The organism is Maledivibacter sp., assembly GCA_025210375.1.
Classification (GTDB): Bacteria; Bacillota; Clostridia; order Peptostreptococcales; family Caminicellaceae; genus JAOASB01.
The window spans coordinates 116,186-141,509 of the sequence record JAOASB010000045.1 but is presented as its reverse complement, the minus strand read 5'-3'; the positions used below and the strand labels follow the sequence as shown (position 1 = coordinate 141,509).

Genomic DNA, 25,324 nt, shown 5'->3' with positions numbered 1-25,324 from the left:
CTAATCTATTTAAATTATGGGTTTTAAATGCTTTTATCAATTGATTATGTAATTATCTTATAAAAAATTTTAAGGAGGAATTATTTTATGAGTAGTAATGTTTTAGGAAAGCTTCAAAAACTGGGTAGATCCTTAATGCTTCCCATAGCAGTAATGCCGGTTGTTGCATTGCTTCTAAGATTTGGTGTACTTTTAAAAGCTCCATTTATTGCGGCAGCAGGAGCAGCGATTTTCGACAATCTTCCAATCCTATTTGCCATAGGTGTTGCAATTGGTTTCGCAAAGGACAATCACGGAGCAGCAGCGCTTGCAGGGGCAGTTGGATATTTTACATTGACAGCATGTGCAAAGGCTATAGATGAAAAAATAAATATGTTTGTTTTAGGTGGTATGATAGCGGGGGTACTAGCGGGAAGGATGTACAATAAATATCATAATATTAAACTTCCAGACTTCTTAGGCTTCTTTGGGGGGAAACGATTTGTACCAATAATAACTTCTATATATTCTATCGCCCTAGGTTTGATATTTGGGTATGTATGGCCATTTATTCAAAATGCCATAGATGCTGTTGGTAACTGGGTAATCAAAGCCGGAGAAGGTGGGTTATTTGTATTTGGTACATTGAATAGGTTATTAATTCCTACAGGACTTCATCACATATTGAACAGTATCACATGGTTTGTATTTGGTGAATACAATGGAGCTTCAGGAGACTTAAATAGATTCTTTGCGGGGGACCCAAATGCTGGTATTTTTATGGCAGGATTTTTCCCAGTAATGATGTTTGGGCTTCCAGCTATAGCACTGGCTATATACACTACAACAAAAAAAGAGGATAAAAAAGCTGTTGCAGGAGCTTTGATTTCCGTGGCATTTACTTCATTTTTAACAGGAATAACAGAGCCTATAGAATTCCTATTCATGTTTATCGCACCGGTTTTATATGCTATTCATGCTATACTTACAGGTATATCATTAGCTGTGACCTATAAACTTGGTATACTCCATGGCTTTGGATTTTCAGCAGGTGCAATAGATTATTTTCTCAATTGGAATTTGGCCACTAAACCATTGCTATTGATACCTTTAGGATTAATCTTTGCTGTCATATACTATGTAGTATTTGTTTTTGCAATAAAGAAATTTAATATTAAGCTAGATATTATATCCGATGATATGGGGAATATTCCAAGTGATAATAATATGATTTCTGATGCAAAGGATGATATGAATGGTTTGGCAAAACAATATATAGAAGCTTTAGGAGGTAAAGACAATATAGAAGAATTAGATTCTTGTATAACTAGACTTAGATTGACCCTAAAGGATAGTTCTAAGGTCAATGAACAAAGGTTAAAAAATCTAGGAGCTTCTGGAGTAGTGAAAATGGGTAAAAATAGTATGCAGGTAATTGTAGGAACAAAGGTAGAAATATTATGCAACAAAATGAAAACCTTTTTATCTAAAGAATTCGCATAGTATTCTATTATAATAATGGTATAGGTCAAAGGGTAACATATTGAATGAATACCCGGGGTGTATCAAAATCAATGGATACGATCATTTTGATACACCCTTTAATCTAAAGAGCAAATTGCATAATTACCTTCTACAAAAACTATCTATCATATGTAGTTCTAAAAACCCAATAGCTATACCATCAAATATGCTTATATCTTAAGCAATTAAATATAGGATGATATTCGCATATTAGGTTTAGCCAAGTAAGAGTTATGTAATTTCCTCTAAAGTTAAATTTGTAGGTTTGAATATATTTATAAATTTTATGGATATATTTAAGTTTATAATTATTTATGAGGGGAGAAGTACATGGGCATGTTATATTCATTTTGGATATGAAGGTGGCATCAAGATTAGATTTGGAAAAGATAAAAGAAGAATATCTATTAGGAGGAAGCATAATGTTAAGATTATTAAAAAGAAATAAGACAATAAATATAAGAGCCCCCTTTGAAGGAGAAGTCATTGATATAACAGAAGTAAGTGATCAAGTTTTTTCAAGTAAAATGGTTGGAGATGGGGTAGCTATAAAACCTAAGAGTAGAATTGCTGTTGCTCCCTGCGACGGGAAAATATCTCAAATATTTCCTACTAATCATGCCTTTGGATTAGTAACAAAGGAAGGATTGGAAGTATTAGTTCATATAGGAATAGATACTGTGGATTTAAAGGGAGCTGGCTTTAAAAGACTCGTGGAAATTGGCAGAAATGTAAAACAGGGGCAGGGTATTATTGAGATAGATATTGATTACTTGAAAAAGTCTGGGAAGGATATTATAACTCCAGTTGTAATAACAAATATGGATAAAGTAGAATCGATAACTAAAAACTTTGATGATAAAGAGAAAATTTTATGTATTACAATGAAGAAATAAATATTGTGTACCCTAATATAGACATAATAATTTTTATGGTTATGGTAAAAGATTGTATCTGACCTATAAAAATATGATCAAATTCCATAATCACTTTCTATAAAAACCATACACCCCTAATATTAAGCTTTATTATTTTGAGATTTTAGTTTAAAATAGATATTAATATTATTTAATATTTTAGTTGAAGAAGATAAGCAAAGAAAAAATGATTTTTGCTTTTGGGGGAAAGGTTATGAAATACGAATTGAAATATGGTAAAAGTGCAGTAGAGTTTGAAATAGATAAGAAAAATTATATGGGTCAACTATTGCCTAAGGAAATAGGATATGATTTAAAAGGAGAAGCAGAAGTGGAGAGAGCCTTGAATACCCCTATCGGATCAACCAAATTAAGGGATATAGTAAGGGAAGGCGAAAAGATAGCAATAGTTACAAGCGATATTACTAGACCAATGCCTAGTAGAACAGTACTCCCACCAGTTATTAGAGAACTTAAGAAAGCAAATATAAAAGAAGAAGATATAACCATAGTACTTGCATTAGGAAGCCATAGGGGACATACAGAGGAAGAAAAGAGGGCTTTAGTAGGTAAAGAAGTATATGGTAGTAAAATAAAGGTGATAGATAGTAAAATGGATGATTGCATAAATCTGGGCATATGTAGTAATGGGACACCTGTAGATATCTTCACACCCGTGGCTAAAAGCGATAGGATTATATGTATGGGAAATATAGAATATCACTATTTTGCAGGTTATAGTGGAGGGGCAAAGGCATTAATGCCCGGAGTATCAAGCCATGAAGCAATTAGGGCAAATCATGCTAATATGGTGAATGAAGAAGCCTATGCAGGAAATTTAGAAACCAACCCCGTAAGGCAGGATATAGATGAGACAGGGGAATTTATAAAGATTGATTTTATCGTAAATGTAGTACTTGACAGAAAAAAAGAGATAGTAAAAGCAGTTGCTGGACATTACATAAAAGCCCATAGAGAAGGTTGTGAATACTTAGATAAAATCTATGGAATATCGATAAATAAGCAAGCCGATATAGTCATAGTATCACCGGGAGGATATCCAAAGGACATAAACATATATCAGGCTCAAAAGGGATTGGACAACGCAAAGCATGCAGTAAGAGATGGTGGAATAATAATATTGGCTGCATCGGCAAATGAGAAATTCGGAGAAAAAACCTTTGAAGATTGGATGCTTAAAAAAACACCAAAAGAGATGATACAGGAAATAAAGAAAGACTTTAAGCTAGGAGGACATAAAGCTGCAGCAATAGCAATGATACTTCAAAAAGCAAAAATATATATGGTATCGGATTTAGAAGAGGAATTAGTGAAAAAAATCAATTTCAGACCATTTAAGTCTGTACAGGACGCATTAGAGGCTGCATTACTTGAGTTAGGGGGAAATTCAAGAATATTGATAATGCCTGCTGCTGGATCAACTTTACCAAGATATATTTATTGACTTGACTACTTTTATTTTTATGGTAAAATAGGAAAAAAGAAAATTATATCTGTTATATTAATTAAGTCTTTTCTTAGTTCGTATAACCCCAATAATATGGTTTGGGGGTCTCTACCAGGAACCGATAATTCCTGATTACGAAGAGGGTGTACATATGTGCATTTTCTTTGTGATCAGGAATTTTTTATTGTAGATAATAATATGAAAGAGGTGTATTATATGGATTTTGCAAAAATGCCTAAGGTCGAGTTGCATTGTCATTTGGATGGAAGTGTTAGACCAGAGACAATCATTGATATAGCACAAAAAGAGGACATTGATATTCCCAGTTGTGACATAAAAATAATAAAAAATATGATGATTGCACCTTTAGAATGCAGCTCATTGAATGAATACCTTGAAAGATTTAAGCTACCTATAAAAATAATGCAATCTAAAGAAAGCCTCAGAAGAATTAGTTTTGAGCTTCTTGAGGATTCCGCAATGGAAAACATAAAATATATAGAAGTAAGGTTTGCTCCTTTATTGCATATTGAGAAAGGATTAACTCTTGAAGAGATAATTGAAAGCGTGCTAATTGGGATAAGGGACGCAGAAAAGCTTTATGATATAAAGGGTAATCTAATATTATCGTGTCTGAAAAATATGCCCGTTAGTACTGTATATGATGTTGTGGAGGCGGGTAGGCAGTTTCTTGGAAGGGGCGTAGTGGCAATAGATTTATGTGCATGTGAAGAGCAAGGATTTTCTAAAGGATTTATTGAACCCATTTCCTTAGCAAGAGAATATGGATATAGGGTAACTATTCATGCTGGCGAAACTGGAATAGGTGAAAATGTACTTGAAGCAGTTGAAATGTTAGGAGCAGAAAGAATTGGTCATGGGGTAGCCATAAAGGATTGTGAGGAAGCCTATCATATTGTAAAGGAAAAAACTGTTACCCTTGAGATATGTCCAACAAGTAATGTGCAAACAAAAGCAGTAGATTCATTAAATAATCATCCCCTCTTTGACTTCCATAATGATGGGGTTAAAATAACAATTAATACTGATAATAGAACAGTATCAGATACGACATTGACTAATGAATATGATATTGTTTTAGATCAATTTGGTATTACAGATGAAGATTATAAAAAGATTTATTATAACAGTGTTCATGCTTCTTTTGCCAATATGGAAACTAAGAAGTGGTTGATACAATACATGGAATGAAATATCTATTGTCATTTCTATAGGATTGACTATTCTAATTAATTCTTCCCACAAATTCAAATTTTCCGTTATTTGGGCCTCTCGGAAATAATATTTTAGCTTTACCAACAATTCTTGCCTCCCTTAAGATTTCTATATTATTTTCTACGAAATATGTTGTTTTATGTCACATATGCACTTATTTGAATATTATACTATTGAAAGAAGACAAACCATAGATTAAAAGGGGGGATAATAGAATGTTTAATAAATTATTTCATAGATGTTTTTGTAGTTGCAAAAGTGATGAAGGGTTATTCTTACCCCTATTTCTTCTTTTGCTAGAGGATTGTGACTGTGGCGACCGCTTATTTGATTGTCGTTGTCACAACAGAAGACATACGCATTGTCGTAATCGAAGACGCTTTTATTGATCAAACCGGTTTTTAAATAAGTTTAGTTGCCTAAAAGTATTATATACTGTGCCATTTAAGACTTCATAAGTTTTAAATGGCTTTTTTATCTAAAATCATAAGTGAATGTTGAAGTTAGCATATACTACAGTAGATATTGAAATCCTAAGGTGAGCAGGGGGGACAGGGTCATTATTCCATAAAATAAGAAATATAATTTTGTCAGGGGAAAAGAAAAATTAGTGTTGACAATGTTTAGAAACTATATTATTATTTAACTAAAGTGGTAATTACCACATTACATGTATACTGCTATTAAAGAAATAGGTGATTAGAAATGAAAAAAATTGATAAAAGTAGTAGGATAGCTTTATATTATCAATTGATGGATATTATTATTGAAGATATTGAGACAGGAAAACTAAAGGAAAATGATAAATTATTATCCGAGAGGGAATTATGTGACCAGTACGATATTAGTCGTGCTACCGTTAGACAGGCAATTCAAGAATTAGAGAAGGATGACTATGTATACAAATTACATGGTAAAGGTACTTTTGTTTCACCCAAGAGATTTCAACAGAATCTTTTAAAGTTTTATAGTTTTACTGAAGAAATGAAAAAAAAGGGAAAAAAGCCTTCGTCGGTGGTTATAGATTTTAAAATAGTATGTGTGGATGAAAAAATTGCTAAGAAGATTAACTTAAATGAAGGTGATATGTTATACGAATTTACAAGGTTGAGGCTTGCAGATCAAACCCCTATGATGTTGGAAACCACCTATGTTCCCTATGATAGATTTCCGGGGATAAAGAGGTTTGATTTAGAAAATGAGCCTATGTATGATATATTTACTAAAAGATTTAATGCAGTTTTTACTAGGGCAGAAGAAACATTCCACGTTGCATTAATAAGAGATAATGAAGCAGAACTCCTAAAAATTCCAAAGGATGCTCCTAGTTTGTTGATAGAAAGAATCACCTATGAGAATGACTCTATAATAGAATATACAAAAAGTGTTGCAAGGGGAGATAAATTTAAATATTATGTAGTTTTGACGAAATAAATTTTTTAGGCATACTGGTAATGACCACATGACGATATAATAACAATATTGATATTGTTTGGTATAACTTAGTAATTATATATATTATAAAAAGGGGAGAAATAAAATGAAATCAATATTTGGTTTTACGGATATGAAACTTAAAGAAATAAATGCACATATCACGGCGAAGGAAATTAAACAGCAGCCAAGACTATGGAGAGAAACCTTTGAGGTAATAAAAAACAGCAGGGAACGGATAAGTGGATTTATGGATAAAGTGTTAAAGGAAAAGGATTTACGAGTTGTTTTGACGGGGGCTGGGACATCGGCGTTTGTAGGTGATAGTTTAGTTCCATATCTAAATAAAAAAATAATTAATAAAGTTGAAGCTATTGCCACAACCGATATAGTATCTAATCCAGAAAACTATCTATACTCAGATATTCCTACTTTGCTAATATCATATGCAAGATCTGGGAATAGTCCGGAAAGTGTTGCCACAGTAAACTTAGCGGAAGATATGGTGGATAATCTATATCAAATATTTTTAACTTGTAATCATGAAGGCAGCCTAGCAAAAAAATCATTTAAAAATGATAAAAATTTATTGGTTTTAATGCCCGAGGATTCTAATGATCAAGGCTTCGCGATGACAGGGAGTTTTACTTGTATGACTTTGGCATCATTACTGATGTTTGATATTGAAAATATGGAAGAATTAGAATCTAGTATATATAGCATGGCAAAGTATGGTGAAAGATTACTTGATAGTAGGTTTGATGATATAAAAGAAATCGTTTCTCAAAAATTTGATAGGGCAATATTTTTAGGGACTTCCACTTTAAAGGGCTTATCAAGGGAATCTGCTTTGAAAACCTTAGAATTAACTAGTGGAAGGATTATGACAAATTGGGATTCCTCATTGGGTTTTAGGCATGGCCCAAAATCTATAATTGATGACAAAACGCTAGTGTTTTCATATTTGTCAAATGATATATACACAAGGAAGTATGAGCTAGACTTCCTAAAGGAAATGTACTTTGAAAATGGAGATGCGAAAGTAGTTGCTATATCTGATTATAAAGACAAAGAGGTTGAAAATATAGTGGATTTTCTAATAAATATTAAAGACAATAAAGAGGACATAGAAGATGATGTATACTTGCTGTTTAATTACGTATTAGTTGCTCAAATGTTTGCTCTTTTTAAATCAATTGATTTGGGCATCAGTCCAGATAATCCAAGCCCGGATGGAATTGTTAATAGGGTTGTAAAAGGGTTTACTATTTACCCTTATAATAAATAAAATCCAAACTATATTTATGGATTAATTAAATTTTAAGGAGTGTTCTTATGCCAAATATATTATTAACAAGGATTGATAATCGATTGATTCATGGCCAGGTAGGGGTAACGTGGTCGAATCATTTGGGGGCTAATCTAATATTAGTTGCAAATGACAAGGTTGCTAAGGATGAGGTACAACAAAATTTAATGGATATGGTAGTACCTGATGTTGTGGCAACTAGGTATTTTACTTTAGAAAAGACGATCAATGTTATTCATAAAGCCTCTGAAGCACAAAAAATGTTTTTAGTATGTAAAACTCCACAAGATGTTCTTACCCTTGTAAAAGGTGGTGTGCCTATTAAAAAAGTCAATATAGGGAATATGCATTATCAAGAGGGTAAAGAACAAATTGCATCTACAGTATCGGTTGACGAATCTGATAAGGAAACCTTTAAAGAGTTAAATAGATTAGGAGTGGAACTTGATTTAAGGAGAGTGCCCGATGAAAAGGGCGTAGACATTATGACCTTAATATAGCTATTTCTCTATTAACATAGGATTTTACATAGTAAAACTTAATTTATACATAGCTATATACTCATTGTTCTTTATGGCTGTAAAGTGAAGTTTCTATTTAGATTCCTATGTGGATTCCAGTCAAAACTTTGATTTCTACATATCAAAAACTCCTAGAAATATTGTATATTTTCATATGTATGAATCAAGATTTATTTGGGACCCTCTATAACATGGGGAATGGTTATATAAAATAAATTTTAAAGGGGGAGTAAAGATGTTTGTTCAAGCGTTATTAGTTGCTATTTGGGCAGGAATAGCGGGGATTGACTTATTTGATGGACTTACTCATATTCATCGTCCAGTAGTTACGGGTATGGTTGTTGGTCTTATACTTGGGGATTTACAAACGGGTTTAATAGCAGGAGGTATGCTAGAACTAGTTTGGATGGGAATGGTTCCTTTAGCAGGGGCACAACCTCCTAATGTAGTAATTGGTGGTATTATAGGTACTTCATTTGCAATATTAACTAAACAGGATCCTAATGTTGCTGTGGGGATTGCAGTTCCCTTCGCAGTTGCTGCTCAAGCAGGTATTACATTACTATTCACAGTATTTTCACCGGTTATGCATAAAGCCGATGAATATGCAAAAGAAGCAAATTTAGATGGTATTGATAAGATTAACTATTTAGGATTAGCAATTTTATTCACTTCGTATTTTATTGTAGCCTTCTTGCCAATTTATTTCGGAGCAGATGCTGCTCAAGCAATGGTTGAAAAATTACCAGAAACATTTATAGCAGGTCTTTCTATAGCAGGTGGAATGATGCCGGCAATTGGCTTTGCCATGTTGTTGAAAATTATGCTTAAAAAAGAATATGTTACATTCTTAATAGTTGGTTTTATACTTGTTACTTACTTAAAATTACCTATCTTAGCGGTTGCACTTATTGGTACAGCCATAGCTCTATATGATTTTTACTCAAATAAGAATAATGGAGAGGGCACTGATAATCGAAAGGAGGTAATGAGTAATGGAATATAATATGAATGTATATGAGGATAAATCTACTGAAAAGGTTATAACAAAGAAGGATTTAAATAAAATGGCATTTAGGTCATTATTTCTTCAAGCATCCTTTAATTATGAAAGAATGCAGGCGGCAGGATGGCTTTATAGCTTAGCACCTGGGCTTAAAAAAATTCATAGAAACAAGAAAGACTTATCCAAATCTATGACTCAGCACATGGAGTTCTTTAATACCCATCCATTCTTGGTAACTTTCATAATGGGCATCATTACTGCTATGGAAGAGAATAAGGAAGATATAGGGACAATAAGGGGTATTAAGGTTGCTACAATGGGACCCCTTGGCGGTATTGGTGATGCATTGTTTTGGTTAACCCTATTACCAATTTGTGCTGGTATAGGTGCTTCTTTAGCAATCGATGGAAGTTTTGCAGGGCCAATCATATTTTTAGCATTATTTAATGTAGTTCACTTCGGATTAAGATATGGATTAATGCATTATGGCTATAAAACAGGAGTTAGTGCTATTAAGACATTAAAGGAAAATACTAAACGGGTGTCCCATGGAGCCAGTATTTTAGGACTTTCAGTAGTAGGCGGATTAATTGCTTCATACATCAGATTAAGCACTCCACTTGTAATTAATGCTGGTAAAGCTTCAGTTGCGATTCAGGAAGGTGTTTTAGATAAAATTATGCCGAACCTATTACCACTTGGATATACTTTCTTAATGTATGGGTTATTAAAAAAGGGCTGGTCTCCAGTAAAACTTATAGGTATCACAGTTGTATTTGGTGTTTTAGGAAAATATATAGGACTTCTTTAAGTTTGTACAATATGGGAGATGATATATATCTCCCATATTGTTAATATAGGGGGATAAGAAATGGTTGGAATAATAATAGCTGGACACGGTAATTTTGCTACTGGATTCAAATCGGTGATTGATTTAGTTATGGGAAATCAAGAAAATGTAGAGGCCGTTGATTTTTTAGAATCCCATTCTACTGAGGACTTGAAAAATAACCTAAAGGTAGCTATGGGCAATATGGATGTAGATGGTTACTTGTTTTTCACAGATATACCTGGAGGTTCACCCTTTAAAAAAAGTGTTGAATTATCCTTAGAACATAGCAATATTGAGGTCATAGCGGGATCTAACATTTCTATGATAATGGAAATCCTATTTGATAGATTTGATAATAGTCCTAAGGAATTGATGGAAAGAGCCATAGAAGTAGGGAAGGATCAGATAATTTCATTTAGTATGAATAAAAAAAGTAAAAGAATTGAACAGTCCGATGGTATATAGAGGAGAATATATATGAAATATATATTAAAATGTAAAGAAGTTTTTCTTGAGGATGAAGTTAAAAATAATTATAGTATTTTGATCGACGATGGTATTATAAGAACAATTGATAAGGATATTAACCATAATTGTAATGTTATTGATCTAAGTAAATACAAGGCTATACCCGGTCTAGTAGATTTACATATTCATGGAGGAAATGGATACGATACCATGGATGGTACATACGAGTCCCTCAATGGGATTTCAAAATTTGTTGCAAGGTATGGAGTCACATCATTTTTGCCAACTACCGTTACTGCTCCTATGGATAATATAGAGAAAGCTGTAATTAATTTAAAAGAGACTATGGAAAAGGGTGTAGATGGTGCAGAAATATTAGGACTATATTTAGAAGGACCTTATCTTACGGAAGAACATAAGGGGGCACATCCTCCTAGTTTCATGAGACCTTTAAATTTAGAAGAAATACAAAGACTTATTGATTTATCATCAAATAATATCAGAATAATTACAATAGCACCGGAAAAGAAAGGTTCAAATGAAGTAATAAAATATTTAAAGGATTCAGGGGTTAAGGTTTCTATAGGACATACTAATGCTACTTATGATGAAGTTATGGATGCCTTTGATATAGGGGCTTCAATTGGTGTGCATACCTTTAATGGAATGAGAGGATTACACCATAGAGAACCTGGAGTTGTGGGAGCAATTCTAAATAGAAGAGAGGTCTATGCAGAATTGATTGCAGATAACATCCATGTTCATCCTGGGGTTATGAGTATACTTTATAGGCTAAAGGATTCTGACAAGATGTATTTAATAAGTGATTGTATGAGGGCAGGCGGATTAAAGGATGGAGAATATATGCTTGGTGAACTAAAGGTTATTGTTAAAAATTCCATAGCAAGAACTCAAAATGGCTCCTTGGCTGGAAGTAGTCTGAAAATTATTGAAGCACTAAAGAATATAATTAATGCAACAGGCATAAGTTTACATGAAGCGGTTAAAATGGCTACAATTACTCCCGCTAGAGCATTAAATCTTGATAATTCCATTGGAAGTATCAAAGAAAATAAAAAAGCTAATATAGCTATAATCGATGATGAGCTTAATGTTGTCATGACAATTATAAATGGGAAAATTGCACATAAAAATTTTTAATTTTGAAAACAAATTTATAGTTTATAAGTTTTATATATAAGGAGAGATATTGATGTTTATTGTGTCTACAAGACAATTATTATTAGATGGTCAAAAAAATAAGTATGCTGTTCCAGCATTTAATATTCATAATCTAGAGACAGTTCAAGTTGTTATAGAAGCGGCAAATGAAATGAAATCACCTGTCATTTTAGCTGCTACACCTGGAACCATAAAATTTGCCGGAAAAGATTATCTGCAAAGTATAGTTGATATAGGTGCAAAAAATTCTATAGTACCAATTGCCTTTCATTTGGATCACCATGAGGAATTCGATAAAATAAAGGACTCTATAGATTTAGGTTGCAAATCCGTTATGATTGATGCATCTGCCCATACCTTTGAGGAAAATATTAGACGTGTTAAAAGGGTAGTGAATTATGCCCATAGATTTGATGTGACAGTTGAAGCAGAACTTGGGAAATTGGTAGGGCAAGAGGATGATTTAGTGGTCGACGAAAAGGATTCTCAGTTTACTGATCCTAGGATGGCTAAAGAATTTGTGGAAAGGACAAGTATAGATTCCCTAGCAGTGGCCATTGGAACCGCCCATGGATTATATAAGTCAGAACCTAAATTAGACTATAACAGGCTTAAAGAAATAAGAGGTTTAGTAGATATTCCATTGGTATTGCATGGAGCATCAGGGGTACCAGAGGAAAGCGTAAGAAAAAGTATTGAATTAGGAATTTGTAAAGTTAATATAGCTACTGAATTAAAGATTCCTTTCTCAGATGCAATAAAAGAGTATTTTAGCGAAAATCCACATGCAAATGACCCCAGAAAATATTTGGTGCCGGCTAAAGAGGCAATGAAAAAGGTAGTGATTAATAAGATTTTAATGTGTCAAAGTAATAATAGGGCATAGGAGAATTAATATGATCGCTACTATTACTCTAAATCCTTCCATAGATAGAAGATATAATATAAAGGATTTTCATAAAAATGGGATTTATAGATGTGAAGACTATTCAGCTACACCCGGCGGGAAGGGTATAAATGTATCTAGGGTTATAAATCAATTAGATGTGAGCCCAATTTGTTTGGGATTTGTTGGAGGGTTTTCTGGTGGATTTATTAAAGCACAATTAAAGAGCTTGAAAATTAAAACTAATTTTACTGAAATAAACGATGAGACCAGAACATGCTTAGGAATCATTTATGAAGATGGTAGTCAATCGGAAATATTAGAAAAAGGACCTAAAATTAATAAAGAGGAAATTAAAGATTTTATTAAAAAATTTAAATTAATCTTAGATAGAACCAAGGTCATGACAGCGTCTGGAAGCATTCCAAAGGGGGTTAATACCGATATATATAGATATCTAATTGATTTGGCTAACGGGAATGGAACTAAATTTATACTTGATTCAAGTAATCTTTCCTTAATAGAGGGAATCAAAGCTTTTCCCTATTTAATTAAACCTAATAGGGAAGAATTAGAGGCAATAACAAAAATAAAAATAAATTCTGATACCGATATCATAGATGCATGTGAAAACTTAATGGATATGGGAGCAGAGAATATAGCCGTATCATTAGGTGGGGATGGCATGATATTTGTTGGCAAAGAGGGAAGATTTAAAATCAATATACCTAGGATAAAAGCCTTGAATCCAGTAGGCTCCGGTGATAGTACAGTTGCAGGATTTGCAGTAGGAATATTAAAAAATTTAGGTATCCAGGATACATTAAAGTTAGCAAATGCTTGTGGAATGTCAAATGCCATGGAAAAGGAAACAGGAAAAATTAATATTAAAATGGTAAATGATTTGATTGAGGGTATAGAAGTTTATGACATATCTTAAGGGGAAGATACATGATGAAGGCTGTTATTTTTGATATGGATGGTGTTATTATTGATTCAGAACCAATTTATACAGAAGCAGACAAAAAAATATTTGAAAAATTAAGTATCGATATGAGTAAAGAAGAAATAGAATCCTATGTTGGTAAAAATAGTTATGATATGTGGACAGAAGTATATGAAAAATATGGCTTGCAAGGCAAGTTCTCAATAAATGAATTGGTTAAATACCAAAGAAAAATGTTTTTAGAGCATCTTAATAATTCTGAAAAGTTGAGTACTATTAGTGGAGTCATAGATTGGATGCAGTATTTTAAAGATAATGGTATAAAAATGGCAATAGCTTCATCTTCTTCAAAGGAAATAGTTAGCTTTGTTATTGATAAATTTAAATTAAGAGAATATATTGAAATCTATGTTGATGGAGATTCGGTGAAAAAGGGTAAACCCAATCCAGACATTTTCTTAAAAGCTGCTAGTGAATTAGGGATTGAACCCAATGAATGCATAGTTATAGAGGATTCCTATAATGGAGTTAGGGCAGCTAAATCCGCGGGTATGAAATGCTTGGGATTCAAAAACTTGAATTCTGGAGATCAGGATTTAAGTCTAGGAGATAATATTATCCATTCATATAGTAAGAAAAATTTAAATAAGGTTATAAATTTATTTGATAAAAGGTAAGGGGACGAATTTATTACTTCCCAAATTCTATCTATGGGAATTGAAGGAGTTATTAAAGATATTTGCATAAATCTAAAACATAGGATTTGATAGACAGAAAGGGCTGCCTCAAAAGTGGGGTAGCTTTCTTTTTATTATTTTTGTTACAAGTAGTCTATGGAAATATGATTTTGGCAAAAATCTAAATGAGTATGTACAAGACCTTTTCAAACGTGCTATAGTATTTTCAGAGGGGCACAAAATCCTAGGAGAAGATATATATTATGAAGCTGTAAAAGATGAGAAATTTTTAAAAAACATAAAATTGAATTGAAATATTAAAGGAGAGGTAGATATGAAGGTATTATATTACGATTGTTTTTGCGGAATAAGTGGAGATATGAATCTAGGAGCAATGATTGATTTAGGCGTAGATAAGGATTATTTATTAAAAGAAATTTCAAAGCTTAATCTGGAGTCTGAATACGAAATAGATGTTAAAAAAGCTATCAAAAAGGGTATAAGTGGAACCAAGGTCGATGTTATACTGAAAAATCAAGACACGGGTCATAAACATGACCACAGAAGCAATCATAGCGAGGAGCATTGTCATAACCATGGAGTCCAACATCATCATGACCACGATCATGACAGTCATAATTCCCATAATGATGGGATTCATCATGGTCATCACCGACATGATCATCATAGAAATTTGAAGGATATAGAGGATATATTAGGATCAAGCAATTTAAGTGATAGGGTGAAAAAGCTAAGCAAAGATATGTTTATGAAGATAGCTGAGGCCGAGGCAAAAGTCCATGGAAAGTCCTTATATGAAGTACATTTCCATGAGGTTGGAGCAATTGACTCTATTATAGATATAGTAGGTTCAGCAATATGTCTAGACTATCTAGATGTAGATAAGGTTATGGCATCCAAGGTTCAAGTTGGTGGAGGATTTGTAAAGTGTGCCCACGGTATCATACCTGTACCAGCACCTGCAACCCTAGAGATACTAAAGGATATACCTATTAAAACAGGAATAGTAGATTTTGAGACAACTACACCTACGGGGGCAGCTATACTAGCGTCAAACGTCAAGGAGTTTACAGATAAGCTAGGGTTTTCTATAGAGAAGATTGGATATGGTATAGGTAACAGGGAATTGGAAATACCAAATGTACTAAGGGTTTACTTAGGAAGAGGGGAAAATAAGGAAACAATAGAAGATCAATATATGCTTGAGACCAATATAGATGACATGAACCCAGAACTATATAGCTATGTTGAAGAAAGGCTTTTGGAAGAGGGAGCTTTAGATGTATTTAAGACACCAATAATTATGAAAAAGGGAAGACCTGCAATAAAACTAACTGTATTGGTGGATGAGGAAAGAGAAAAAGATGTTATAGGTATAATTTTTAAAGAAACTACCTCTATTGGTATTAGGAAATATAAAGTTGAAAAAATCATGCTCAAAAGAGATTTTGCTCATATACAGACTAAATATGGAAAGGTAAAGATTAAAAATTCTTATTATCAAGGAAGCTTATTGAAGTTTAAGCCTGAGTATGAGGATTGTAAAGGGCTTGCCAAGAAAAATGATAAACCGATTTCAGAAATTTATAGGGAAGTCGGTAGGGTAATAGAGGAGATATAGAAAATGATGGCTAACGAAAAATATAGAAATCTAATAAACTATCTAAGAAAGCTAGATAAGGTTGTTTTAGCATTTTCGGGAGGTGTAGACAGTACCTTTTTACTTAAAGCTGCTAAGGAAGCCCTTGGAGATAATATAAAAGCAGTAACAATATTGTCCCCTTATATACCAAAATGGGAAGTAGAAGAGGCAAAGAATATGGTCAAGGAATTAAAGGTTAAATATGAGATTTTAGAAGCTCCCATTATAGATGAAATAAAGTATAATCCTGAAAATAGATGTTATCTCTGCAAAAAAGCTGTATTCGCTATGATAAAGGATGTTGCCAAGAAAGAAGGCTATAATTATGTCATCGATGGAACGAATTTCGATGATATAGGAGATTATAGGCCTGGACTAAAGGCCCTTAGAGAGCTGGATATAAAAAGTCCTTTGCTTGAATGTAAATTAACTAAAGAAGAAATTAGAAGCTTTTCTAAGTCTTTAGGACTCAATACTTGGGATAAACCCCCATATGCTTGTCTTTTAACGAGGATACCCTATGGAAATGAGTTAAAGGTGGAAGACTTTGAAAAGATTGAGGCTGCTGAAAAATACATGATGAGTATAGGTTTTAGGGCAGTTAGGGTTAGATGCCACGGAGATTTGGCTAGAATAGAAGTAAATAGAGATTATAGAAAAGTATTATTTGATGAAGAAATTATGGATTCAATTTCCATGAAGTTAAAGGATATTGGATTCAAGTATATAACAATGGATTTAGAGGGCTATAGGGTAGGAAGCTTAAACGAGACCATAAATGGCAAAGAAGCTTGATCTGAAATTTACTATGGGAGGTAATTTATGGATTCACAGAATATAAGGAGATTGCTTGAAGACGTAAGAGATAATAAAATAGAAATAGAACAAGCTATGCTTAAGATTGAAGATTTACCCTTTAAGGACTTGGAATTTGCTAAAATAGATAACCATAGGGAATTAAGGGTGGGATATCCTGAGGTCATATATTGTGAGGGAAAAACAGTTGAGCAAGTAAGAGATATCATCAAATTTATGCTAACAAAGGATAATAATATACTAGCCACTAGGGCCAGTGAAGATATGTATGGTGCAGTAAAGGCAATATGTAAGGATGCAAAATACAATAAGCTAGGTAGAACAATAACAATTAGAAAAAAAGAGGAGACCCTAACGGAAAGTTATATTGCAATTATTTCAGCAGGAACATCGGATTTGCCCGTGGTTGAAGAAGCGGTGGAAACTGCCACAATACTTGGCAATAGGGTTGAGAAGATTATTGATGTAGGGGTCGCAGGTATCCACAGGTTGTTAGCTAAGCTTGACATCATAAGGAAGGCAAAGGTTATTATTGTTGTAGCAGGAATGGAAGGGGCTCTTGCAAGTGTTGTAGGGGGTCTTGTGGACAAACCCGTAATTGCCGTCCCTACAAGTGTAGGCTACGGAGCAAATTTCGGAGGACTTTCGTCGTTATTGTCTATGCTAAACAGCTGTGCCAGCGGTGTAAGTGTAGTTAATATAGATAATGGCTTTGGTGCTGCATACAATGCTAGTATTATTAATAGATTATAGCAAAGCTAAAGGGTACTAAAAAGATATGGTTAGTGAGGAAATTGCATAACTCTTACTTGGCAGAATTTTAGACTACATATGGTAGATAGTTTTTGTAGAAGGTAATTATGCAATTTGCTCTAGTGGTAAAACTTCGAAGTTTTGAGATAATATTCTTGATTTAGCAATGTATCCGAATAGAATATTTAAGGCATTTTAGATTGTAATTTTCCACGTCGAAAATTGTAAAAATTATCCCTTGACAGAAATCGCAAATATGCTATACTATAGTAGTGTCAAGCAAGAGGGCACTACATGGGAGTAGATGGTGGCTGGTGTTGCCTCTGGTCTTCAAAACCAGTATGAGGGGTTAGGAGCCTCTTAGGTGGGTTCGATTCCCACGTACTCCCGCCAGTCTCCAAGTATTGAATTAGGGTAGAATGTAACTTAAAGCATAAGTCTGCTGGTTTGGCAAGCGTATGCTTTATTTTTCAATTGGCAAACCTATGCTTTATAGAGTTTTTTAAAAATATTGTCTTGCAACTATAGGATTTTTGTAATTTTAAAATAATTCTCTTCAAATACAATCTATTCATTTAGAGTTACGTTAAAGTCTGTTTTAGTTGCAAAATAGTAAATTCAAAAAAATTAAGTTAACGCATTTTGCCAAACTTTTCAATATATCTAGATTGATCATATGAAAAATGTATATTGACTAATTTTTTGTTTTTAAATGTAGAGTATGCTTTTGCAATTGGATTATTTTGTTCATCATAAATGAGATGCTCGTATTTTATTGTCATACCAAAACCCTTTCGAATTCGTTCAATGGCAACTAAATTATATTCTACATTACTATTATCAATGTATTTGCGGAAGCTGTCCGAATTTTGTATATACTCATTATAGTCTAATTTCTTCCTAATATTATCAGGAAAATACAGGAAAGCTTTTTCATAGTCTTTGCTTATTATCATCGAACAAAAATTTTGAACAATCTTACTTGGGATGCGACTAGATCCATCAATGTTTTCCAGATATGCTCCTTCAAATCTCTCAACCTTAGTGGTAGTACCTATTTTTATTAGTCCGATAACACTAAATACAATCAATACAATAAAAACATATTTTTTAAAACCTATATTCATATTCTTTCAACTCCGTTTATTTTCATATTATATCATTTCATTTTCTCTCCAGAAGAAGTATTTAATTATATAAATTATATATGAATATGGAATATTTTTCAATTTTCTATTTGTCCAAAAGATCACTAACTAAAGTTTTAGTGTGTTAATATACACAAGAATTATTATCTCTTTCTTTTTCTATATTTTCTTATGTTTATAGAAATTATTGCTGAATGAAAAACTATATTGAATACATTATGTTTGAACTGTTCCCACCTAGATAGACACAAAGAAGCGTACTTTTTCTACCTTGTTCTTAGAATTACTTCAAATTTCTTCGGTTTTTATTATATGAGGTTTCATATTGTTCAATATCCATCACTGCTGCTTATATGATATATCTTGTTTGCAATATAGTAAATGATAAAGGCTTTGCCCTCGCTATGCTCGCCATTGACTATATTACAAACAAGATATACTAGACAATTACGCAGGATGTGCAAGATAAATAATCCAATAAAAATTCATATCTAAATAGTGAAAGCCTATGCTGCAACTTCCTTATAATAGTCAATTTCAAACTCTCTTGGAGATTTATTCCCGAGGGAAGAATGAAGCCTTTTTGGATTATAGAATGTTTCAATATAATCTACTATCTCTAGTCTTGCATCGGAACGCGTGTTGAATTTCTTATCAAATATTGTATCTTTCTCTAGACTAGAGAAAAACGATTCCATAAGAGCGTTATCATAACAGTTACCTTTACGGCTCATACTTTGTGTCATATTATACTTTTTGAGCCTATTTTGATAATCATAGGCTGCATACTGAACACCCCTATCAGAATGGAATATCACTCCTTCTTCTGGGCGTTCTCTTTTTACTGCTTGGTCTAAAGCAGCAATAGCTAAATGTCTAGATAGAGATGTACTCATAGACCATCCCACTATTTTTCTTGTATATAGGTCCACTATTGCAGCTAAATAAAGCCAACCTTCTTCTGTACTGATGTAGGTAATATCTCCGCACCAGATCTGATTTGGTTTCTCTGCTATAAAGTTTTGATTTAATAAATTTGGAGCTATAGGTAGACTGTGGTTTGAGTTAGTTGTAGCCTTGAATTTTTTCTTGCTACGGCAGAATATATTATTTTCTACCATAAGTCTCCCTACTTTTTTTCTGCCACAGGGTATTCCTTCTTTATTTAACTGTGCAGTTACACGGCGAACTCCATAGGTTTCACGTGATTCCTTATGTACACGTTTTATTTCCCTAAGAAGCTGATCATCTTCTTGTTTCTTTTGAGTAATAGGATTCTTAAGCCATCTGTAATATGCGCTCCTTGAAATATTAAACACTTTGCACATCTTCTCCACGCGAAATTCGGAGCTATGTTCTTTGATAAATCTATACTTTATTTCTCGGGTCTTGTGAAGATGCACATAGCCTTTTTTAGTATTGCATTTTCCTCCTTAATATCGGCTAATTCCTTTTTTAACCTACGGATTTCTTCATCTTCTAGTCTTAAGCGTCCTTTACCTGGAAATGCATCTTTACCGTGATCACCATATTCTTTTATCCATCTTCTAACAGATGTTTCAGTAACCCCTATATCTAATGCTACATCTTTTACCTTTTTGCCTTGTTCTGTAACTAATCTTATTATTTCTTTTTTATATTCAGGACTATATCCTTTGCTTTTCCCCATTGCTGAACACTTCCTTTCTTGTTTATATTATACATACTTTTCTATGTGTCCAGCAAATCGGGTATAGCTCATATCTAAACAATAATTAGACATGTACCATTTGTAGTTTTCATAATTTGACGATTATGGAATTAATTTATGTTTATTAAATAAAGTTAATAGATTATATTGACAAAAACTTTTGGTAAGTATTTGCTTTATAAAAAACTTATGGCAAACTTATGCTTTACTTTTATTGTTTTTACTATAATTTTATTTGAATTTAATCTATTAAAACGGAAAATTTATGCTTTAATTTATGGCAAAGTTATGTTTTAAGTCACAAGAATGTAACTTAAAGCATAAGTCTGCTGGTTTGGCAAGCGTATGCTTTATTTTTCAATTGGCAAACCTATGCTTTATAGAGTTTTTTTAAAATATTGTCTAGCAGCTATAGCATATCTGTAATTTTAAGATAATTCTCTTAGAATTTCTAATGAATTCTCGTAATATCAAATTTATACTTACTCGCTATACTTATTCTACGGATATTTAAGATAATATCAAGGTTAAACTATGCTTCGTTTTCTCTATCCTTGACTTAATCCTTCTTGCTCCATATGTTTCATGGGACTGCTGATGTACCCTTTTTATCTCTATTGCCAATGAAGAAATTTTACTTTCAATGTTCTTTTTAGGAAAAAAATGGGGTCGTCTATATGGACAGCACCCCTATATTAACTAGTACATATTATTACATCCACGATCCCTATTTTTCTCTTTTTCTTCTACTACAGTCTTTTTCGCTTCATTCAAACTTGGACAACCTTCTTCTCTAAATCCTATTGGAAATAGAGCAGGATAATCTTCTTCTTCGCATCCTATACTAGTCTCTGGTGATTTGCAATAACCTGTTGATAGAACACAAAGTTCTACAGGGAATTTTATTTTTTTCTCACATTTAATACAGAAGATTAAATCACCATCGAGCTTGATTTGATTAGAAGTGCAATTACAATCGCTTATTAATTCTGCTTCATCAAGATCAAATTTGCAGTTAGCGGCACAAACATCTCCGATTAGAACAGGGAAGACAGCATTGTTATTTGGCATACACATATTTTCGAAATTTAATCTAATATTCTCGAAACAGCATTCAATTGTATCCTCTCCTGCAAAGCTAACCTTACAAGGACATCCCCTATCATCATACACTATTCCTTTGCCGGTGACCTTTATCTTGACTTTACAATCAATTGATACCTTCTGTTTAACATCTACTTTTATGCCCTTATTTATTTCAATACATCTCTTGAAATCTAGATCAAGCCCTCTTAGATTAATCTGTTCCATACCACCAGGGCCTGTTACTATATTATCATAATCACAGATATCCACTACTTTTCCATTTATTTTCAATGTTTCAGTAATAGGTGAAAATTTAAGTACCCTACACTTAATTTTTAAAGAATTTGGGACTATTTCTGTTATCTCTTTGTCGATTTTTATAGGGCATGGACAACAATCAATTATCTGTTGTGTCTTCAGAACCCTTGAATCAGATACTTTTTCTACAAAAATACACTCTGTTTTTATATCTTCGCAATGAAGTGGTTCCTTACACTTCACTTTACCAGTACAGCAATCACATATATTATGATCCATTTCATATCTCTCCTTTTCATTAAAATTATTAAACTATTAGATACTTTACTAAACTATCATTAACCCGCATACCATAACGAATTTACTGTAATCGATTATTATGCTCTTTGAATATCAATTTCCTAACTTTTTGTAATATAATTTTGAATTCTTATTTTATAATAATATTATGATTATCTTAGACTGGGGTGTATTCAACAATACATTGGGATATGTCCTCTATACAATATATAAAGTTCTGGTATAACTTGTGCAAGAACCCATTGAGATATTTTTCAACCTAAGTACTATAAAGAATTAAGATTGCTATTAATCATCTAAGACACAGGGCAAGCTAATCAATTATACAGGAATAATAAATTTTGGATATTGGTATGAGAAAAATAGAACCATACCAGTTGGTGCGGTAATTACAAAGAAATCTTTAGAGATCGGAAAAAAATTTTTTAAGTTTTTTGATGATGGATTCTTCATTGTAATCATCAGGTTCAATAGGAATTTTATCATCGGATTCATATAATAAATTATCAGGAGGATTGGTGATTTCTTCTTCATTATCATTCATTGAGATTTCTTCATCGTCTATTATATTTGTATCTTGAGGAGGACTTTCATCAATCTCACGAGTAATGATTTTATCAGACTGCTTTTGGGGGGGATAATCAGTCATGCCCAATAAATCTTTTATTTCATTGGTCATGCTACCCATAGTAATAATTGGTTTCGTTATCTGAAAATCGCTTCTGATGTAAATAAGCTTAGTGGGATACATATCATTCAAATCATATTCTATTTTTTCACCCCACGTTTTTCCAAAGTCATCGGAAGTAAAACAATACAAGCTATGGCCATCATTACAAGAGGCAAAAATCTTGTCATCACATTCAGATATTTGATAGTCAGCGAACAGTCCATTTTCTGGATGTTTCAGATCATTCAGTGGTGAATTAAAAGTAGGGTTAGCATTTCCAAGATGATAATTCACGTAGCAAACATGAGTGTTATCATGATATATAAGGTGATGATTATCTCTAGAGTCAATTAAAAAATCTTTGATAACGGCATTGCCTTTATCCAATTTCAATCCTTTTGAGATAGACCATATAGAGTTTTGGGAATTAAATATCTTAAAATAAACTTTATTGTAACCTTGAAATCTAGCCATGAATAGCATGATGATATCATTATTCACATTAGAATCAACCCTATAAGGTATGGACACTTTCCACAGAGGAACTTTAGCCACCTGAGTATATATCCATTGGTCAGTTGATTCATAGATGTGAAATATCTTGTAATATTTTCTATTATTCCTATACGTATAGAATATATGGACTGAATTATTAGTGGTCAGAATATTAATGAAATCTATCTCTACTTTTTCATCAGCCTTATAGAAAGTATTTTTACTCCAAACTTCATCTGAATACCTCATATAGCAGAATTCTCCTCCATAGCAGGAATACACCAAATGAATATTATTATGTGTATCAATAGCTATATCGTAGGTATTTATATTATCTATTAACTTTACTTGCTTTTCCATATAGGTATTTTCATTACTAACAATATAAAAAAGCTTATTGTCTAATACATAAAACTCCCAATGTTGTCCAGTAATATTTTTAATGAGAATCTTAGAATAGAGTTTATCTGATTTCATATATTCCTCCTTCCATTCTATATTGTTTTTGAGAGTGCATAGCACTCTCAAAAACAATATACTTAACAGCACTTGACAACACCTTGAGCAATGGCATTGATAAAACTTTCATCAATCTTAGCTGTTTGTACAGGTGTAGTATCAACACTAGATACGAAGACTTTAATTAAATATGAACAGCAACCAGTCTTACAAGCGTTTACACAATCGCAGAAAGTAAAGGAGATTGGATCAGTCGTTCTTACCAATAGTGTTGAACCGCCTTCTGTTATATTAAAATCTCTGACAAAAGTATAAGTTTCAAGCTCTTGCTCTATTCCGTCCTCGCAGACTCTCGATAGTATAAATTCAAGTTCTAGATCTAATGTTGTGCTACTACCTGGGCTTTGAGTTTCCACTTCAAATTCAACAGTTGTTGAGAAATCAACTTTAACTAGTGGACTTATTAATCCATTTAAGTCAATACTAACTGAAGCAAGATCAAGAGTTTCACCTTGTCTATTAATAACATCATATTCTCTTCCACTACTGCCGCAAGCTAATCTAATATCTTTTTTTAATTTTTTTTGACATGTTGTGGCACAATCAGTTTGATTACATTTTATATAAGCCGATGACATTTTTTCACCTCCTTTTAATGATGGGGGATATACTAAATAAATCATCTTGTGAGTTATTATGATCTCTGAAACTATATATTGTCTATAATCACAGATTCCATTATATAAGTTATTTATATAGGATACTGCAGTATATATTATGTGAAAATGGGACATATCGTGTCTAAGAGCAGAATGAATTTTTTGAGATTAGATTCTTATATCCCAAGAGATATCTTCTGTAGAGTAATTAGCAGGTAATAATTTTTTAACATTAATACCTTTAGCATAAGATGGATAATTTATTTTTTCATAGAAAAGACTCCAAATGGACTCATTAATGAGCCTGTGATAATCTCCGAATTCATTAAATAGCCTATTGGCAAAATCTATATCTTCCTCGTTCCATTCGGTGATACTTTCATCAAAACCTCCAATGGCTTCAAAATTTTTTCTAGTAACTATAAAGATATCACCTGTATGTCCAATCGATTTCTTATAGCCATTAAAATAAGCATTGTTTATAGTTATATCAGTAGAAAGGCTGTGGAAATATTGAGTGGAATAATAATCTAGATATATAAGATTATTATATGGAATAATGAAAGAATATTGATCTAGGATAGTAAGTCCTTTTGTTATACTTCTTAGATTAAATATTATATTGGAATCAACAATGATAAAAATATCTCCAGTTGCATTCTTGGCCGCATCATTTATTACTGATGATTTATTATACTCACCTTTCTTATAGTGACCAACACAAATCTGTGCATCTGGAAGTATAGATTCATATCTATTTTTGACTATCCACCAGTTCATATCATTGTGATAACCCTCTTTGTAATTAATCAATATGGATATATTATTATTTAATGTATTCATGGGTAAAGCCCACCTTTATCATATTTCACTATTATATATATTTTACTAGTGGCAAAAAGTGTATATTATCTCTAATAAATCATATATAAATAAAAGAGT

Annotated in this window: 23 protein-coding genes, 1 tRNA gene and 1 riboswitch; of the genes, 18 read left to right on the top strand and 6 right to left on the bottom strand. The window is 32.6% G+C overall.

Annotation, left to right across the window (positions count from 1 at the left end; all coding sequences use genetic code 11):
• The first annotated feature begins 87 nt into the window (after positions 1-87).
• From nagE to N4A68_16140, 18 genes are all read left to right on the top strand, one after another.
• Positions 88-1,482 (top strand): N-acetylglucosamine-specific PTS transporter subunit IIBC, encoded by a 1,395-nt coding sequence (gene nagE / locus N4A68_16225; GenBank protein ID MCT4565844.1) that lies wholly within the window; start codon positions 88-90, stop codon positions 1,480-1,482.
• Positions 1,483-1,925: 443 nt separating this feature from the next.
• Positions 1,926-2,399, top strand: coding sequence for a PTS glucose transporter subunit IIA (locus N4A68_16220; protein MCT4565843.1), 474 nt, complete (start codon positions 1,926-1,928; stop codon positions 2,397-2,399).
• Between the two features lie 235 nt (positions 2,400-2,634).
• Positions 2,635-3,885, top strand: a complete 1,251-nt coding sequence (gene larA / locus N4A68_16215; GenBank protein ID MCT4565842.1) for a nickel-dependent lactate racemase — start codon at positions 2,635-2,637, stop codon at positions 3,883-3,885.
• A 58-nt stretch (positions 3,886-3,943) separates the two neighbouring features.
• Positions 3,944-4,043, top strand: a riboswitch (purine riboswitch).
• A 61-nt stretch (positions 4,044-4,104) separates the two neighbouring features.
• Entirely contained in the window at positions 4,105-5,100 is a 996-nt protein-coding gene (gene add / locus N4A68_16210) for an adenosine deaminase (GenBank protein MCT4565841.1), read from the top strand.
• Between the two features lie 729 nt (positions 5,101-5,829).
• Complete coding sequence (locus N4A68_16205) at positions 5,830-6,558, top strand: GntR family transcriptional regulator (protein ID MCT4565840.1); 729 nt, start codon at positions 5,830-5,832, stop codon at positions 6,556-6,558.
• A gap of 106 nt (positions 6,559-6,664) precedes the next feature.
• A complete protein-coding gene (locus N4A68_16200) occupies positions 6,665-7,846 on the top strand; it encodes an SIS domain-containing protein (GenBank protein ID MCT4565839.1) in 1,182 nt (393 codons plus the stop codon).
• Positions 7,847-7,893: 47 nt separating this feature from the next.
• Positions 7,894-8,367, top strand: coding sequence for a PTS N-acetylgalactosamine transporter subunit IIB (gene agaV, locus N4A68_16195; GenBank protein MCT4565838.1), 474 nt, complete (start codon positions 7,894-7,896; stop codon positions 8,365-8,367).
• Between the two features lie 256 nt (positions 8,368-8,623).
• Positions 8,624-9,394 carry a PTS N-acetylgalactosamine transporter subunit IIC gene (gene agaW, locus N4A68_16190; GenBank protein MCT4565837.1) on the top strand — a complete coding sequence of 257 codons (771 nt, stop codon included), beginning with the start codon at positions 8,624-8,626 and terminating at the stop codon, positions 9,392-9,394.
• Complete coding sequence (locus N4A68_16185; protein MCT4565836.1) at positions 9,384-10,205, top strand: PTS system mannose/fructose/sorbose family transporter subunit IID; 822 nt, start codon at positions 9,384-9,386, stop codon at positions 10,203-10,205. Before agaW ends, N4A68_16185 begins: the two co-directional genes overlap by 11 nt.
• Before the next feature lie 60 nt (positions 10,206-10,265).
• A complete protein-coding gene (agaF, locus tag N4A68_16180) occupies positions 10,266-10,691 on the top strand; it encodes a PTS galactosamine/N-acetylgalactosamine transporter subunit IIA (protein ID MCT4565835.1) in 426 nt (141 codons plus the stop codon).
• A gap of 12 nt (positions 10,692-10,703) precedes the next feature.
• Complete coding sequence (gene nagA, locus N4A68_16175; protein ID MCT4565834.1) at positions 10,704-11,855, top strand: N-acetylglucosamine-6-phosphate deacetylase; 1,152 nt, start codon at positions 10,704-10,706, stop codon at positions 11,853-11,855.
• Positions 11,856-11,907: 52 nt separating this feature from the next.
• Complete coding sequence (locus N4A68_16170) at positions 11,908-12,762, top strand: tagatose bisphosphate family class II aldolase (GenBank protein MCT4565833.1); 855 nt, start codon at positions 11,908-11,910, stop codon at positions 12,760-12,762.
• A gap of 10 nt (positions 12,763-12,772) precedes the next feature.
• Entirely contained in the window at positions 12,773-13,702 is a 930-nt protein-coding gene (gene pfkB, locus N4A68_16165) for a 1-phosphofructokinase (GenBank protein MCT4565832.1), read from the top strand.
• An 11-nt stretch (positions 13,703-13,713) separates the two neighbouring features.
• Positions 13,714-14,385 carry an HAD family phosphatase gene (locus N4A68_16160; GenBank protein ID MCT4565831.1) on the top strand — a complete coding sequence of 224 codons (672 nt, stop codon included), beginning with the start codon at positions 13,714-13,716 and terminating at the stop codon, positions 14,383-14,385.
• A gap of 334 nt (positions 14,386-14,719) precedes the next feature.
• Positions 14,720-16,027 (top strand): nickel pincer cofactor biosynthesis protein LarC, encoded by a 1,308-nt coding sequence (gene larC, locus N4A68_16155; GenBank protein ID MCT4565830.1) that lies wholly within the window; start codon positions 14,720-14,722, stop codon positions 16,025-16,027.
• Between the two features lie 3 nt (positions 16,028-16,030).
• Positions 16,031-16,843, top strand: a complete 813-nt coding sequence (gene larE, locus N4A68_16150; GenBank protein MCT4565829.1) for an ATP-dependent sacrificial sulfur transferase LarE — start codon at positions 16,031-16,033, stop codon at positions 16,841-16,843.
• A gap of 27 nt (positions 16,844-16,870) precedes the next feature.
• The gene (larB, locus tag N4A68_16145) at positions 16,871-17,617 is read left to right on the top strand and encodes a nickel pincer cofactor biosynthesis protein LarB (GenBank protein ID MCT4565828.1); all 747 of its coding nucleotides are present in this window, start codon (positions 16,871-16,873) and stop codon (positions 17,615-17,617) included.
• A 296-nt stretch (positions 17,618-17,913) separates the two neighbouring features.
• A tRNA-Sec gene (locus tag N4A68_16140) sits at positions 17,914-18,010 on the top strand.
• Between the two features lie 239 nt (positions 18,011-18,249).
• Here the strand turns inward: N4A68_16140 and N4A68_16135 are convergent.
• The 6 genes from N4A68_16135 to N4A68_16110 all read right to left on the bottom strand — a co-directional run bounded on the left by N4A68_16135 (position 18,250) and on the right by N4A68_16110 (position 25,225).
• Positions 18,250-18,744, bottom strand: a complete 495-nt coding sequence (locus tag N4A68_16135; GenBank protein ID MCT4565827.1) for a hypothetical protein — start codon at positions 18,742-18,744, stop codon at positions 18,250-18,252.
• 527 nt (positions 18,745-19,271) lie between these two features.
• A protein-coding gene (locus tag N4A68_16130; protein ID MCT4565826.1) for an IS3 family transposase occupies positions 19,272-20,434 on the bottom strand; the annotation gives its coding sequence in 2 pieces (ribosomal slippage) (positions 19,272-20,167 and positions 20,167-20,434; 1,164 coding nt in all).
• Between the two features lie 720 nt (positions 20,435-21,154).
• Positions 21,155-22,078, bottom strand: coding sequence for a hypothetical protein (locus N4A68_16125; GenBank protein MCT4565825.1), 924 nt, complete (start codon positions 22,076-22,078; stop codon positions 21,155-21,157).
• 424 nt (positions 22,079-22,502) lie between these two features.
• Positions 22,503-23,741 carry a hypothetical protein gene (locus N4A68_16120; protein ID MCT4565824.1) on the bottom strand — a complete coding sequence of 413 codons (1,239 nt, stop codon included), beginning with the start codon at positions 23,739-23,741 and terminating at the stop codon, positions 22,503-22,505.
• A gap of 62 nt (positions 23,742-23,803) precedes the next feature.
• Positions 23,804-24,361 (bottom strand): DUF4489 domain-containing protein, encoded by a 558-nt coding sequence (locus tag N4A68_16115; GenBank protein ID MCT4565823.1) that lies wholly within the window; start codon positions 24,359-24,361, stop codon positions 23,804-23,806.
• Positions 24,362-24,550: 189 nt separating this feature from the next.
• Positions 24,551-25,225, bottom strand: a complete 675-nt coding sequence (locus N4A68_16110; GenBank protein MCT4565822.1) for a galactosyltransferase-related protein — start codon at positions 25,223-25,225, stop codon at positions 24,551-24,553.
• Positions 25,226-25,324 lie beyond the last annotated feature (99 nt).